Genomic DNA, 13,789 nt, shown 5'->3' with positions numbered 1-13,789 from the left:
GCAGCGTACGACGTCGGGAGCGCTGGGGCACTCCTGTCCTTCGCCTCTTGACGCGGTGATCCTCGGTAGGCTTGGCAGTTGCCCTGTGACGCGGCGCCACCGCGACGCGTCACGTCGCATCACCGAAGGAGACGATTCATGAGTATCAAGCCCCCGGAAGAGGCTGTCGCCGGTCCGCCCACGCCGAAGGAGCGGACCGGAGAAACGAGCACGGGACAAAGAGCGCGATTGGCCCTGCCGGTGTTCATCCCGGCCGCGGCCCTGATCGTGGTTTTCGTCGCGTTCGTCCTCGTTTCCCCGGACACCGCGGCCGCCCTGTTCGCGGGCATCCAGGAGAACGTGATCGGCGCCTTCGGCTGGTACTACGTGGCCATCGTGGCCTTCTTCGTGGCGTTCTCGCTGTGGGTGGGCTTCAGCCGCTACGGCGACATCCGCCTCGGCAAGGACGACGACAAGCCCGAGTTCTCCACCATGTCCTGGTTCGCGCTGCTCTTCGCCGCGGGCATGGGCATCGGCCTGGTCTTCTGGGGCGTGGCCGAACCGCTCAACCACTTCGCCAGCCCCCGCCCCGGCGTCACCGGCACCGAGGTGCAGATCGGGCAGCAGGCCATCACCCAGACCTTCCTTCACTGGGGACTGCACGCCTGGAGCATCTACGTCGTCGTGGGCCTCTCGATCGCCTACGCCGTGCACCGGCGCGGCCGCCCGATCTCCATCCGCTGGACCCTCGAACCCCTGCTCGGCGACCGCGTCAAGGGCGCCTGGGGCCACGCCATCGACGTCGTCGCGCTCGTGGGAACGCTGTTCGGCGTCGCCACCTCGCTGGGACTCGGCGTGCTCCAGATCTCCTCGGGGCTGGACAGCGCGAACATCCTCGCCGCCACCGAAGCCACGCAGGTGGGGTTGATCCTCTGCATCACCGCCCTGACCATCGTGTCCGTGATCTCCGGCGTGGGCAAGGGCATGAAGTGGCTCTCGAACATCAACCTCGTCCTCGCCGGGCTCCTGCTGCTCGTGGTGCTCTTCGCAGGTCCCACGCTCTTCCTCCTGCGCGAGTTCGTCCAGTCCATCGGCAACTACCTCCAGAACGTCGTCGGGCTGACCTTCAACACGCTGGCGTTCTCCGGCGCGGAGGGTGAGGCCTGGCAGGCGGCCTGGACCACGTTCTACTGGGGCTGGTGGATGTCCTGGGCTCCCTTCGTCGGCATCTTCATCGCCCGGATCTCGAAGGGACGCACCGTCCGCGAGTTCGTCGCGGGCGTGCTCCTGGTCCCCACCACCCTGGGCTTCCTGTGGTTCTCCGTGCTCGGCGGCTCCGCCATCTACCGCGAGATCTTCGGCCAGGGCGGCCTGATCGCGGAGGACGGCTCGGTGGACACCGAGAACGCCCTCTTCGGGCTGCTGGGCGGACTGCCGGGCGGGCCCGCGCTGCTCATCGGCGCCATCCTCCTGATCGCGATCTTCTTCATCACGTCCGCCGACTCGGGTGCCCTCGTGATGAGCATGATCTCCACGGGCGGCGACCCCAATCCGAGGAACTGGATCCGCGTGTTCTGGGCGGTGCTGGCAGCGCTCGTCGCCATCGCCCTGCTCCTGGTGGGTGACACCGGCCTGAGCTCCATCCAGACGGCGGCGATCCTCACGGCGCTCCCGTTCAGCGTCGTGATGCTCGCCATGTGCGTGGCGACGGCCAAGGCGTTCCACGGGGAGCACCGCGCGTGGCAGGCGACCCAGCGGAGGCTCGCGGCGACGGCGATGGCCGACCGCGTGGCCGATCAGGTCCACGAGTCGATGTCCGGTCGGGTGGAGCGGCAGGTGCAGGAACACCTCGCCGACCATGCGTCGGACACGCTGTCCGAGGGACCTGCCGGCACCGATCGGTCCGTCGGGCAGAGCGCCGGCGAGGCTGCCGGTCCGCGGTTCCGGCGGACCCGCCGGCCGTAGCCGCACACCCCGCGATCCACGCACGACGGCGGCGGTCCTCCCGCGGGGAGGGCCGCCGCCGTCGTCCGTGCACACCCTCCGGACGCCGGTTGACAGGGTGCATTAGGTCCGTTTTTGCCCAGCGCCTAGACTGGTAAGAGGGCGAGCAGTGCAGCCGCCGTCAATTTTCCCGCAGTAGATACCGAATTGAGTAATAACGCATGTCTGAAACCACAGGCAACACCGCTGTTCGCAGCGACCTCCGCAACGTAGCCATCGTGGCCCACGTTGACCACGGAAAAACCACCCTGGTCGACGCCATGCTGAAGCAGACCAACTCGTTCGCTGCGCACGGAGACGTCGCCGACCGCGTCATGGACTCGGGTGACCTCGAGCGCGAGAAGGGCATCACCATCCTCGCGAAGAACACCACGGTGTTCTACGACGGACCCTCCGCCAAGGGCGAGACCATCACCATCAACGTGATCGACACCCCGGGCCACGCCGACTTCGGCGGCGAGGTGGAGCGAGGCCTCTCCATGGTCGACGGCGTCGTCCTCCTCGTCGACGCCTCCGAGGGCCCGCTGCCCCAGACGCGCTTCGTGCTCCGCAAGGCCCTCGCGGCCAAGCTCCCCGTCATCCTGCTGGTCAACAAGACCGACCGCCCGGACTCCCGTATCGAGGAGGTCGTCAGCGAGTCGATGGACCTCCTCCTCGGCCTCGCGTCCGACCTCGCCGACGAGGTCCCCGACCTCGACCTCGACCTGATCCTCAACGTGCCCGTCGTCTACGCCGCGGCCCGCGTCGGTGCCGCCTCGATCGAGCAGCCGGCCAACGGCTCCGCACCGGCCAACGACAACCTGGAGCCCCTGTTCCAGACGATCATCGAGCACATCCCCGCGCCCCGCTACAACCCGAACGGCGTCCTGCAGGCGCACGTCACCAACCTCGACGCCTCGCCGTTCCTCGGCCGCCTCGCGCTGCTGCGCATCTTCAACGGCACGCTGCGCAAGGGCCAGCAGGTCGCCTGGGCCCGCCAGAACGGTGAGCTGAAGACCGTCAAGATCACCGAACTCCTCGCCACCAAGGCGCTGGACCGCGTGCCCACCGATTCCGCCGGACCCGGCGAGATCGTCGCCGTCGCCGGCATCGAGGGCATCACCATCGGGGAGACGCTCACCGACGTCGACAACCCGCAGCCGCTGCCGCTGATCACCGTCGACGATCCCGCGATCTCGGTCACCATCGGTATCAACACCTCGCCGCTCGCCGGCAAGGTCAAGGGCGCCAAGGTCACCGCCCGCCAGGTCAAGGACCGCCTCGACAAGGAGCTGATCGGCAACGTCTCGCTCCGCGTCCTGCCCACGGCCCGCCCTGACGCCTGGGAAGTCCAGGGCCGTGGTGAGCTGGCACTCGCCATCCTCGTGGAGCAGATGCGTCGCGAGGGCTTCGAGCTCACCGTCGGCAAGCCGCAGGTGGTCACGAAGACGATCGACGGCAAGATCCACGAGCCGATGGAACACATGACCATCGACGTCCCCGAGGAGTACCTCGGCGGGGTCACGCAGCTCATGGCCGCCCGCAAGGGCCGCATGACCAACATGGCCAACCACGGCACCGGCTGGGTCCGCATGGAGTTCATCGTCCCCGCCCGCGGCCTGATCGGGTTCCGCACCCGCTTCCTCACGGACACGCGCGGCGCCGGCATCGCGGCCTCGATCTCCGAGGGCTACGAGCCGTGGGCCGGCGACATAGAGTACCGCACCAACGGCTCGATGATCGCCGACCGCTCCGGCGTCGTCACCCCGTTCGCCATGATCAACCTGCAGGAACGCGGCTCCTTCTTCGTGCAGCCCACCTCCGAGGTGTACGAGGGCATGATCGTCGGCGAGAACTCCCGCGCCGACGACATGGACGTCAACATCACGAAGGAGAAAAAGCTCACCAACATGCGTGCGGCCTCCTCCGACACCTTCGAGAACCTGACGCCCCCGCGCAACCTCACCCTCGAGGAGTCCCTCGAGTTCGCCCGCGAGGACGAGTGCGTGGAGGTCACCCCCGAGTCCATCCGCATCCGCAAGGTCATCCTCGACGCCAACGAGCGCATGCGCGCCTCGCGTTCGCGCGCCCGGGCCTAGTCCCGACGGGAACGTCAGCACCATGGCCTACGACGACGCCGGTCCTCCCCCTGCCGGGGAGGGCCGGCGTTCGCCGTTCCCGGTGCCATCTCCCGACACCCCGCGGCGCGGTGCCGCGATCGCTGGCGCCGTGGCGGCAGGGGTGGCGGCAGGGGTCTTCGGGACGGCCCTGCACGCACACATGCTCTTCGTGGGCGGGGCTGCCCTCCCTGTCGGGGCGGCGGCCGCCCTGGTGCTGGCGGGCAGCCTGTTCCTGCTGTGCGGTCTCTGGGCGCGGAACGTGATGATGACGGCGGTGGCGGGCGCCGTCGCGTACGGGATCGTGGGGCTCCTCTCGCGGTCGTCGAAGACGCTGATCGTCACCGGATCCTCGACGGTCGCCCCGGGGACGGCGCTCGCGGGGAATCTCTGGCTCTTCGGCGTGCTCGTCGTGACGCTCGCCGCGGTGGTGCGGGCTGTCGCCGTGCTCCGGCCACGCCGGCGACCCTAGGAAGCGGCCGGACTCAGTCGGCCGTGCGGTCGAGGTGGTGGGCCAGCATGACGGAGGTCGCCGTGCCGTCCTCGTCGGGCCCGCGCCGTGCGTAGTCCTCGAAGACCGCGCGGATGCGCCCCATCATCTCCGTACGGTGCTCGTCGTTGAGCCGGACGCCGACGCGCCAGACGTCGATCTCCGACGGCTCGAGGCCCTCGATCTCCTGCAGGAACGTCTCGACGAGGGCGGGCGCCGAATGCGGCACGCGGCTGGTGCGCGACAATCCGGTGGCGCGGTAGGGGATCTCCTTCGCCCCGCGGTTGCCGACGCGGGTGTCCTCGGCGGCAAGGAATCCCGTGGTGAGCAGGGTGCGCACGTGGTGGAGCGTCGTCGCCGGGTTGAGGCCCAGCGCCTCCGCGATCTCCTTGTTGGTCCTCGCCCTGTGCAGGCACAGCCGCAGGATACGGAGCCTGACGGGAGAGCTGAGCGCCCGACCCCGGGCCTGGAGATCCTCGTCTGAGTCCATGCGCCGATTGTACGGGAGATCGCCTGCGGGATTGGCAGGTCCCAATCACTGAGTCGGGCAGGCGACCGCCGGCCATCCTCGTCGGACCTTGCCATCCGGGCCGATCGGTGATTCGGTAGCGGGACTGCATCACGTGAGCATCAGGGGGACGGTATGGCCGATGTCAGGACGTGGGAAGTCGTTCTGCGATGGGGGATCATCCTGGGGGCCGTCGCGGTGACGGTGCTGCTGGTGAGCCCGGTGATCATCGCCAACGTCGGGACGACGATCGTCGAGGGGGCATCGGCTGCCTCGACGACGGTGACGGTGCTCGTGTCGATGCTCCCCACCGTGCTCCTCCCATTCTCCGCAGCCCTGGTGGGCGCGGCGCTGGTGATGCGCCACGCCGAGGCCCTCGCATCAGCGGCGTCGGGCGTGGCCGCCCGGGAGCCCGGGGACTGACAGGGTCCGCGGAGCGGACGCGGTCACCGCCTCCGAGGCGCGCGGCGTGGGGGTGCCGGCGGCACCGGCCGGGCCGCGGTGACGTCGGCGAGGCGCACGACGTCGTCGCCCCTGCGGGTCCGCACCGTACAGGTGGTCCCGTCGATGGCGACGAGGTCGCCGAGCGAGTCCGTGAACCCGGTGTCCACGCGACGCCGGACGACGACCCTCGTCCCCAGGGGGAAGGAGGCGAGGAGGGATGCGGGTGTCTGCACGCCTCAAGGGTAGGCCCCGGCGGAACCCTGCGGGCGACGGGGCCGCGGAAGCCCCGGTGCTGCCGGGACGGGCCGTTGCGTTAAGCTGGAATCCGCACCGCGGGTGCGTCAGCCCGACCCCAGTCACCAGGAAAGGCGTGGGAAGTGACCTACGTAATCGCGCAGCCATGCGTGGATGTCAAGGACAAGGCCTGTATCGAGGAGTGCCCTGTCGACTGCATTTATGAGGGCGAGCGGTCGCTCTACATCCACCCCGACGAGTGCGTGGACTGCGGCGCGTGCGAGCCCGTGTGCCCGGTCGAGGCGATCTACTACGAGGACGACACCCCCGAGCAGTGGGCCGAGTACTACAAGGCCAACGTCGAGTTCTTCGACGACCTCGGCTCGCCCGGCGGCGCGGCGAAGGTCGGCAACACGGGCTTCGACCACCCCATCATCGCCGTCCTGCCGCCCCAGAACCAGCCCGCATAGGTGGCGGCCGGGGAGCCGAAGCCGTTCGGCCTGCACCTGCCCGACTACCCGTGGGACGCGCTGGTGCCCTACCGGAAGACCGCCTCCCGCCATCCCGGGGGCCTGGTGGATCTGTCCATCGGCACCCCGGTGGACCCTACGCCGGACCTGATCCGGGCGGCACTCGCCGCCGCCGCCGATGCGCACGGCTACCCCACCACCCACGGCACGGCGGCACTCCGTGAGGCGATCAGCGCCTGGTTCGCACGGCGCAGGGGAGTGCCGGGGCTCGACCCCGCGGACATCCTGCCGACCGTCGGCTCCAAGGAGCTCGTCGCGTGGCTGCCCCTGCTGCTGGGACTGGGCGAGGGCGACGTCGTCGTCCGGCCCTCCGTCGCCTACCCCACGTACGACGTCGGTGCCCACCTCGCGGGGGCGACGCCGGTCGCTGCCGACTCCCTCGCCGACCTTCCCGGGGACGTGCGGGCCCGCGTCCGCCTGGTGTGGATCAATTCGCCCGGCAATCCGACGGGGGAGGTGCTCGACGTCGAGGGCCTGCGGACCGTCGTCGACGACGCCCGTGCGCTCGGCGCGGTCGTGGCGTCCGACGAATGCTACGGCGAGCTGGGCTGGGGCCGCTGGGACCCCGCGGAGGGCGGCGAGCCCGTGCCCAGCGTGCTCGACCCCCGGGTGTGCGGCGGATCCCACGAGAACCTGCTGGCCGTCTACTCGCTGAGCAAGCAGTCCAACCTCGCCGGCTACCGGGCCGCGTTCACGGCCGGAGACCCGGTGATCGTCGCGAACCTCGTCAACTCCCGCAAGCACGCGGGGATGATCGTGCCGTACCCCGTGCAGGAGGCCATGCGGGTGGCACTGGGGGACGACGCCCACGTGGCCGCGCAGAAGGACCTGTACCGTCGTCGTCGTGCCCTGCTCGTCCCGGCCCTCGAGGCCGCCGGCTTCACGATCAGCGGCTCGGCGGCCGGACTGTACCTCTGGGCGTCGAACGGGAGCCCCACCTGGGACACCATCGACAGGCTGGCCGGACTCGGGATCCTCGCGGGCCCGGGAACGTTCTACGGCGAGGCCGGGCACGGCTTCATCAGGATGGCCCTCACGGGGAGCGACGAGCGGATCCGGGCCGCGGTGACGCGTCTCGCGGACGCTCCGCGCTGAGACGCGGTGGTCGTCCGTGCCGTCGACTTCCGGAGGGCAGCAGGATTAGCGATCGGGGGCCCGCTGACGGTAGCGTTTGGCGTGAATGTGCTGAGCCCGGGGGCCCTCGTGCGAAGCGATGATTTGTGGCGATGACCGCGCTCCAGCTCCTGAAGGAGAATCAATGACCGAGCAGAATGCCTCACTGCACTACGGCGACGGCGAACTCAGCCTGCCGCTGGTACGCGCAGCCGAGGGCAACCACGGCTACGACGTGTCGAAGCTGCTGAAGCAGACGGGCCAGGTCACCTTCGACCCTGGCTTCATGAACACCGCGGCCACCACCTCGGCCATCACCTACATCGACGGCGATGCGGGGATCCTGCGGTACCGGGGGTACCCGATCGAGGAGCTCGCGAAGAACTCCAACTTCCTCGAGGTCTCCTACCTCCTGATCTACGGGAACCTGCCGACGCCCGAGGAGCTCACCGCCTTCGACGGCCGCATCCGCCGGCACACGCTCCTGCACGAGGAGCTGAAGGGCTTCTTTGGCGGCTTCCCCCGGGATGCGCACCCGATGCCCGTGCTGTCCTCGGCCGTCTCCGCGCTCTCCACGTTCTACCAGGACTCGCTCGACCCGTTCGACGACGAGCAGGTGGAGCTCTCCACCTTCCGCCTCATGGCGAAGCTGCCGGTCATCGCGGCCTACGCGCACAAGAAGTCCATCGGCCAGCCCATGCTGTACCCGGACAATTCCATGAACCTGGTGGAGAACTTCCTGCGGCTCTCCTTCGGCCTGCCCGCCGAGCCGTACGACCTCGACCCGCTGATGGTCAAGGCGCTGGACCTCCTGCTCATCCTCCACGCCGACCACGAGCAGAACTGCTCGACGTCGACCGTCCGCCTCGTGGGCAGCTCCAACGCGAACATGTTCGCCTCCGTCTCCGCGGGGATCAACGCGCTCTTCGGCCCGCTGCACGGCGGCGCCAACGAGGCCGTGCTGAACATGCTCCGCGACATCAAGGCCCAGGGCATGCAGCCCGAGGACTTCATGGAGAAGGTCAAGAAGAAGGAAGACGGCGTGAAGCTCATGGGCTTCGGGCACCGCGTCTACAAGAACTACGACCCCCGCGCGAAGATCGTCAAGGCCACGGCCCACGACATCCTCAGCAAGCTGGGCGGCAACGACGAACTGCTCGACATCGCCATGCGGCTCGAGGAGAAGGCCCTCGCGGACGACTACTTCATCGAGCGGAAGCTGTACCCGAACGTGGACTTCTACACGGGTCTGATCTACAAGGCCATGGGCTTCCCGGAGAAGATGTTCACCGTCCTGTTCGCCATCGGGCGCCTCCCGGGCTGGATCGCCCAGTGGCGCGAGATGATGCAGGACCCGCAGACGAAGATCGGCCGTCCGCGCCAGCTGTACACGGGTGAGGGCGAGCGCCACTACCCCGCGAACTGACCCCGGCTCCCACCCGGACGAACGGCGGCCGCCCACCTCCAGGAGGTGGGCGGCCGCCGTCGTTCCGTGCCGGGCGGGTCAGTTCCCGCCGGCGGTCGCGTAGCCCTGCGGGTTGTTCTTCTGCCAGCGCCAGTGGTCCTCGCACATCTCCGCGAGGGTGCGGGTCGCGGACCAGCCGAGGTCCGCGAGGGCCGACGACGGGTCGGCGTAGCTGACCGCGGCGTCGCCCGGCCGGCGGGGAGCGAACTCGTAGGGGATGTCGCGGCCCACCGCGGCGGAGAAGGCCCGGAGGACCTCGAGGACGGAGGAGCCGTTCCCCGTCCCGAGGTTCCAGGTGTGCACGCCGCCGCGGGCCACGAGGTAGTCCAGGGCGGCGAGGTGGCCCTCGGCCAGGTCCACGACGTGGATGTAGTCGCGGACCCCGGTGCCGTCCGGCGTGGGGTAGTCGTTGCCGAAGACCAGGACCTTCTCGCGGCGGCCCACCGCCACCTGCGCCACGAACGGCAGGAGGTTGTTGGGGATGCCCGTGGGGTCCTCGCCGATGGTGCCCGAGGAGTGTGCGCCCACGGGGTTGAAGTACCGCAGCAGCGCGATGTTCCAGCGGGGGTCCGCGGCACCGAGGTCCGTCAGGATGTCCTCGATCTGCTCCTTCGTGCGCCCGTAGGGGTTCACCGCGTCGAGGGGAAGCTTCTCGGTCAGGGGCACCTCCTCGGAGGCGCCGTAGACGGTGGCCGACGAACTGAAGACCAGGGTCCGCACGCCGGCGTCGTCCATGGCCCGCAGCAGGTTCAGGGTGCCGCCGACATTGTTGTGGTAGTAGTACAGCGGCTTCTCCACGGACTCGCCGACGGCTTTCAGGCCCGCGAAGTGGATGACGGCGTCGACCTCCTCCTCGGCGAAGATGGCGCGCAGCCGAGGTTCGTCGAGGAGGTCGGCCCGGTGGAAGGTCGGCGTGCGGCCGGCGAGGGCGGCGACCCGTTCGAGCGAGGTCTCGGTGGAGTTCAGCAGGTTGTCGACGACGACGACGTCGTGGCCGTGGTCGAGCAGGGTCAGGACGGTGTGCGAGCCGATGTAGCCGCTGCCACCGGTAACGAGTATTTTCACGCTTTCATCCTAGGTGCATCCGCGCGGGTGGGACGTGATGCGACCGGCCCGGCCCCCGGACGGCGGCGGGCCGCCGTGGCCGATGCCGCCCATGCCTCTGGAGCCGTCGGGATCCTGGGATTACTGTAGACGTGAACCCGACCGGCTCCGAAGGAGGCCCATGTCGCACGCCGAATCCGGCTACAGCGCATACTTCACGGTGGACACCTCGGAGGTGCTGCTCGTGGCGCTGTACCTCAGGGACTGCGCGGGGCTGCAGGGCACGGGCCTGCCGGCGCTGCCGCCCCTGCTCCCGGCGGTACGCAGGGTCGAGACACGGCGCCTGACCGGGCCCGTGGGCGGACGGGCGACGCTGCGCGTGGAGTGGGAGGCGTGGTGGCACAGCCTGCTCGCCCACCGCGTCGGGGACGCGGTCCTGCCGCTGCCGCCATCGTTCGAGGCGCTGGACGGCATGGCGGGGCTGAAGGCCCTCCTGCGCGCGCACTTCGGCACCGCGATGGCGTGGGCGGCGGAACGGTGCGCCGAGTACGCCCTCCGCGTGGGGTCCAGGGGGGTGGACAGCATGGACCGCCTGCTCGGCCGGATGATCCAGGAACGGGAACTCGAGCTGGAGCGGCCGGCCCGCCCCTTCATGCTCGAGGTCATCGAACTGCCCCTCGGCGGTGAACGGGCCTGGTGGGTGGAGCCGGGCAAGCTCCTGATGAGCCAGGACCTGTTCGACGACGAGCGGTCCTTCCGCAGCTACGTGGAGCCGATCATCAGGGTGCTCGCCTGAGCCCCTGGCCGCCACGCGCCGTGCCTCAGGGTGTGGCCCCCGCGACGGTGATGGTCACCGCCCCGGTCTCGGTCGTCGTCGACGACCAGCCGCCGTCCGCGCGGACCCATTCGAGGCCGGAGAACGCGACCGAGGTGATCTGCAGGGCGGACGCGTTCGCCACCGCCCACTGCGCGACGGCCCAGCCCCTGACGTCCGCGGCGTCCAGCGTGAGGCGGGTCCCGTCCGCCGTCCCGCCGAGCGGACCGAAGACCTCCTCGGCCGCGATCGAGACGGCGAGCGGGTCACCGTCGGCGGAGGGCTCGCGGAGGGTGCAGTCCAGGGCGGCGGGGGAGTGGCCCGTCAGCGCGGAGGCGAACGCCCGGCCCTCCGGCTCGTGGTCGGCGTACGCCGTCGGGTAGGCGGAGCGCTGGACCGTCTGCGCGGCCTCGGTGACCGGCAGGCTCTCGTACCCCGGGATCCTCACCAGGGCGTCGTAGAAGGCCCCCGCGGCGTAGAGGGGCGTCATGACCTGCTCCTCCGTCCCCCAGCCCTGCGAGGGACGCTGCTGGAACAGCCCGCGGGAGTCCGGTCCGGCGTCGTCCCCGTAGTCGATGTTCTCCAGCCGGGACTCCTGGATCGCGGTCGCGATGGCGATCGACGCCGCACGGGCCGGCAGCGCCCGGTTCACGGCGACGCCCGCGATGAGGGCGGCGTTGCCGGCCTGCTCCGGGGTGAGCTCGAAGGTGTCCGCCCCCACCGTCGCGCTGCACCGCTCCTGCACCAGGACCTCGCTCTCGTCCAGCTGGCGGACGGCGACGGCGGTACCGCCCACCACGACGACGGCGAGCCCGGTGAGCATGGCGCCGGTACGGAGCTGTCGCCGCCGTCGTCGGACGGCAGCCGACGGGGGCCGCGGGGACATGCGCTAGTTCGCGTGCAGGGCGGGGTTGAGGGCGATGCCCTCGCCGCTCCGGGGACGGGCTTCGACGGCGCCCGTGGCGGAATTGCGCAGGAAGAGGATCCCGGCCTCCCCGGAGAGCGTCGTGGCCTTGACCAGCGACCCGTCCTGCAGCGTCACCTTGGTGCCCGCCGTGAGGTAGAGCCCGGCCTCGACGACGCAGTCGTCGCCGAGGGAGATCCCGACGCCGGACTCGGCGCCCAGCAGGCACCGCTCGCCGATGGTGATGCGTTCCTTCCCTCCGCCGGAGAGCGTCCCCATGATCGACGCCCCACCGCCGATGTCCGAACCGTTCCCGACGACGACGCCCGCCGAGATGCGCCCCTCGACCATGGAGTGGCCGAGGGTGCCGGCATTGAAGTTCACGAAGCCCTCGTGCATCACGGTGGTGCCGTCGGCGAGGTGGGCGCCGAGACGGACGCGGTCGGCGTCGGCGATCCGGACGCCCGCCGGGACGACGTAGTCGACCATGCGCGGGAACTTGTCGACGCCGTGGACGGCCACCGGGCCCCTGGCGCGCAGCGCGGCCCGCACCGTCTCGAAGCCGTCCACGGGAGCCGGCCCGTGGTTGGTCCACACGACGGTCGCCAGCAGGCCGAAGATGCCGTCGAGGGAGATGGTGTTCGGCCGGACGAGCCGGTGGGACAGGAGGTGGAGCCTGAGGTAGGCGTCCTCCGTCCCCGCGGGGGCGTCGTCGAGGTCCACGACCAGGTCGACGACCCGCTGCGTGACACGCCGCGCGTTGTCGACGCCGGACTCCGCGAGGGCCTCGAGCGTGTCCCGCAGGCCGGCCGCGGCGTCGATCGTGGGCGCGCCGATCCAGGGGGCGGGGTACCAGGTGTCCAGGACGGTGCCGTCGGAGGCGACGGTGGCGAGGCCGAGGCCGCCGGCCGGCCGGCCGGGAGCGGACATGGACGAGCTGGGCGTGGGAGGAGTCATGGGCCCAAGTCTACCGAGCGATAGTGTTGCAGCATGATGCCCACCCCCTCCACGACACTCGACCTGAGCTCCGACGTGGCCCACCTGACAGCGCGCCTCCTCGACCTCGAGAGCGTCTCCGGCAACGAGGCGGGCATCGCGGACGCCATCGAGCAGGCCCTGCGGCGGCTGGACCACCTGGAGGTGGTGCGCGACGGCGACTGCGTCATGGCGCGGACCGGCCTCGGACGATCCGAGCGGGTCATCCTGGCCGGGCACATCGACACGGTGCCCCTCCCGACCGTCCCCGGCTCGCGGGGCACCGTGCCGTCGGCGTGGGACGGCGACGTCCTGTACGGGCGCGGAGCCACCGACATGAAGGGCGGCGTCGCCGTGCAGCTCGCGCTCGCAGCGGCCCTCACGGAGCCCTCGCGCGACATCACGTTCATCTTCTACGACCACGAGGAGGTCGAGGCCTCCCTCAGCGGTCTCGGCCGGGTCGCGGCGTCCTACCCCGAGTGGCTGACGGCGGACTTCGCGGTGCTCCTGGAACCGACGGACGGCACCGTGGAGGGCGGCTGCAACGGCACCGCGCGGTTCGACGTCCGGATCGCCGGCAAGGCCGCGCACTCGGCGCGTGCCTGGCGGGGCGTCAACGCGATCCACGGCGCCGCCGAGGTCCTCGTCCGCCTCCGGGATCACACGCCGGCCACCGTCCACGTGGACGGCCTGGACTACCGGGAGAGCCTCAACGCGGTGACGATCACCGGCGGCACCGCCGGCAACGTCATCCCGGACAGCACGGTGATCGAGGTGAACTACCGCTTCGCCCCCGACAAGACGCCGGAGCAGGCCGAGGAGTACGTCAGGACGCTGCTCGAGGGGTTCGACGTCGAGCGGACCGATGCGGCCGCCGGAGCGCGCCCGGGGCTGCAGCACCCCGCGGCGGCCGCGTTCGTGGCAGCCGTGGGCGCGGACCCGAAGCCCAAGTACGGCTGGACCGACGTCGCGCGCTTCAGCGCCCTCGGGGTGCCGGCCGTCAACTTCGGTCCGGGCGACGCGCTCCTCGCACACACGGACGACGAGCACGTGCACGCCGACGCGATCCGCGCGTGCCTGGGCGCCCTGGTGACCTGGCTGTCCTGACCGGCGTCGCCGCAACGCACCGCCTGAACGACGAAGGACCCGGCCTGTCCGCCGGGTCCTTCGCCGTCGAGGGTGCAGGAAC

14 protein-coding genes are annotated in these 13,789 nt (G+C 70.5%); 9 read left to right on the top strand and 5 right to left on the bottom strand.

Features of this window, described 5'->3' with window-relative positions:
* Nucleotides 1-138 precede the first annotated feature (138 nt).
* The 3 genes from CXQ92_RS05910 (at nt 139) to CXQ92_RS05900 (ending at nt 4,551) form a co-directional block, all read left to right on the top strand.
* Complete coding sequence (locus CXQ92_RS05910) at nt 139-1,944, top strand: BCCT family transporter (protein ID WP_104166057.1); 1,806 nt, start codon at nt 139-141, stop codon at nt 1,942-1,944.
* A gap of 200 nt (nt 1,945-2,144) precedes the next feature.
* Nucleotides 2,145-4,061 carry a translational GTPase TypA gene (typA, locus tag CXQ92_RS05905; RefSeq protein ID WP_104166055.1) on the top strand — a complete coding sequence of 639 codons (1,917 nt, stop codon included), beginning with the start codon at nt 2,145-2,147 and terminating at the stop codon, nt 4,059-4,061.
* Nucleotides 4,062-4,083: 22 nt separating this feature from the next.
* On the top strand, nt 4,084-4,551 hold the full coding sequence (locus tag CXQ92_RS05900) for a hypothetical protein (RefSeq protein ID WP_104166053.1): 468 nt from the start codon (nt 4,084-4,086) through the stop codon (nt 4,549-4,551).
* 13 nt (nt 4,552-4,564) lie between these two features.
* On the opposite strand, the gene CXQ92_RS05895 is transcribed toward CXQ92_RS05900, so the two are convergent.
* On the bottom strand, nt 4,565-5,059 hold the full coding sequence (locus CXQ92_RS05895) for a transcriptional regulator (protein ID WP_104166051.1): 495 nt from the start codon (nt 5,057-5,059) through the stop codon (nt 4,565-4,567).
* Between the two features lie 153 nt (nt 5,060-5,212).
* Here CXQ92_RS05895 and CXQ92_RS05890 point away from each other — a divergent pair, with 153 nt between their 5' ends.
* Nucleotides 5,213-5,500 (top strand): hypothetical protein, encoded by a 288-nt coding sequence (locus CXQ92_RS05890; protein WP_104166049.1) that lies wholly within the window; start codon nt 5,213-5,215, stop codon nt 5,498-5,500.
* Between the two features lie 23 nt (nt 5,501-5,523).
* On the opposite strand, the gene CXQ92_RS05885 is transcribed toward CXQ92_RS05890, so the two are convergent.
* Nucleotides 5,524-5,754, bottom strand: coding sequence for a hypothetical protein (locus CXQ92_RS05885; RefSeq protein ID WP_104166047.1), 231 nt, complete (start codon nt 5,752-5,754; stop codon nt 5,524-5,526).
* Nucleotides 5,755-5,898: 144 nt separating this feature from the next.
* On the opposite strand from CXQ92_RS05885, the gene fdxA reads away from it, so the two are divergent.
* From fdxA to CXQ92_RS05870, 3 genes are all read left to right on the top strand, one after another.
* Nucleotides 5,899-6,225 (top strand): ferredoxin, encoded by a 327-nt coding sequence (gene fdxA, locus CXQ92_RS05880; RefSeq protein WP_043440973.1) that lies wholly within the window; start codon nt 5,899-5,901, stop codon nt 6,223-6,225.
* Nucleotides 6,226-7,380: a succinyldiaminopimelate transaminase gene (gene dapC / locus CXQ92_RS05875; RefSeq protein ID WP_104166045.1), complete on the top strand. Its 1,155-nt coding sequence runs from the start codon at nt 6,226-6,228 to the stop codon at nt 7,378-7,380.
* Between the two features lie 163 nt (nt 7,381-7,543).
* The gene (locus CXQ92_RS05870) at nt 7,544-8,824 is read left to right on the top strand and encodes a citrate synthase (RefSeq protein WP_104166043.1); all 1,281 of its coding nucleotides are present in this window, start codon (nt 7,544-7,546) and stop codon (nt 8,822-8,824) included.
* Nucleotides 8,825-8,902: 78 nt separating this feature from the next.
* Here the strand turns inward: CXQ92_RS05870 and galE are convergent, their stop codons facing one another.
* On the bottom strand, nt 8,903-9,928 hold the full coding sequence (gene galE, locus CXQ92_RS05865; protein WP_104166041.1) for a UDP-glucose 4-epimerase GalE: 1,026 nt from the start codon (nt 9,926-9,928) through the stop codon (nt 8,903-8,905).
* A 160-nt stretch (nt 9,929-10,088) separates the two neighbouring features.
* Between galE and CXQ92_RS05860 the strand changes: the two genes are divergently transcribed.
* The gene (locus tag CXQ92_RS05860) at nt 10,089-10,703 is read left to right on the top strand and encodes a hypothetical protein (RefSeq protein ID WP_104166039.1); all 615 of its coding nucleotides are present in this window, start codon (nt 10,089-10,091) and stop codon (nt 10,701-10,703) included.
* 25 nt (nt 10,704-10,728) lie between these two features.
* Here the strand turns inward: CXQ92_RS05860 and CXQ92_RS05855 are convergent, their stop codons facing one another.
* Nucleotides 10,729-11,607, bottom strand: coding sequence for a hypothetical protein (locus tag CXQ92_RS05855; RefSeq protein WP_258069746.1), 879 nt, complete (start codon nt 11,605-11,607; stop codon nt 10,729-10,731).
* 3 nt (nt 11,608-11,610) lie between these two features.
* Nucleotides 11,611-12,582, bottom strand: coding sequence for a 2,3,4,5-tetrahydropyridine-2,6-dicarboxylate N-succinyltransferase (gene dapD, locus CXQ92_RS05850; protein ID WP_219815683.1), 972 nt, complete (start codon nt 12,580-12,582; stop codon nt 11,611-11,613).
* A gap of 33 nt (nt 12,583-12,615) precedes the next feature.
* Here dapD and dapE point away from each other — a divergent pair, with 33 nt between their 5' ends.
* A complete protein-coding gene (dapE, locus tag CXQ92_RS05845; protein ID WP_104166033.1) occupies nt 12,616-13,707 on the top strand; it encodes a succinyl-diaminopimelate desuccinylase in 1,092 nt (363 codons plus the stop codon).
* Nucleotides 13,708-13,789: the final 82 nt, after the last annotated feature.

The organism is Arthrobacter sp. SX1312 (assembly GCF_002929295.1).
In the GTDB taxonomy this organism is placed as follows: Bacteria; Actinomycetota; Actinomycetes; order Actinomycetales; family Micrococcaceae; genus Arthrobacter_D.
Note: the sequence above shows the minus strand (reverse complement) of the source record. Positions and strands in the feature narration are given on the sequence as shown.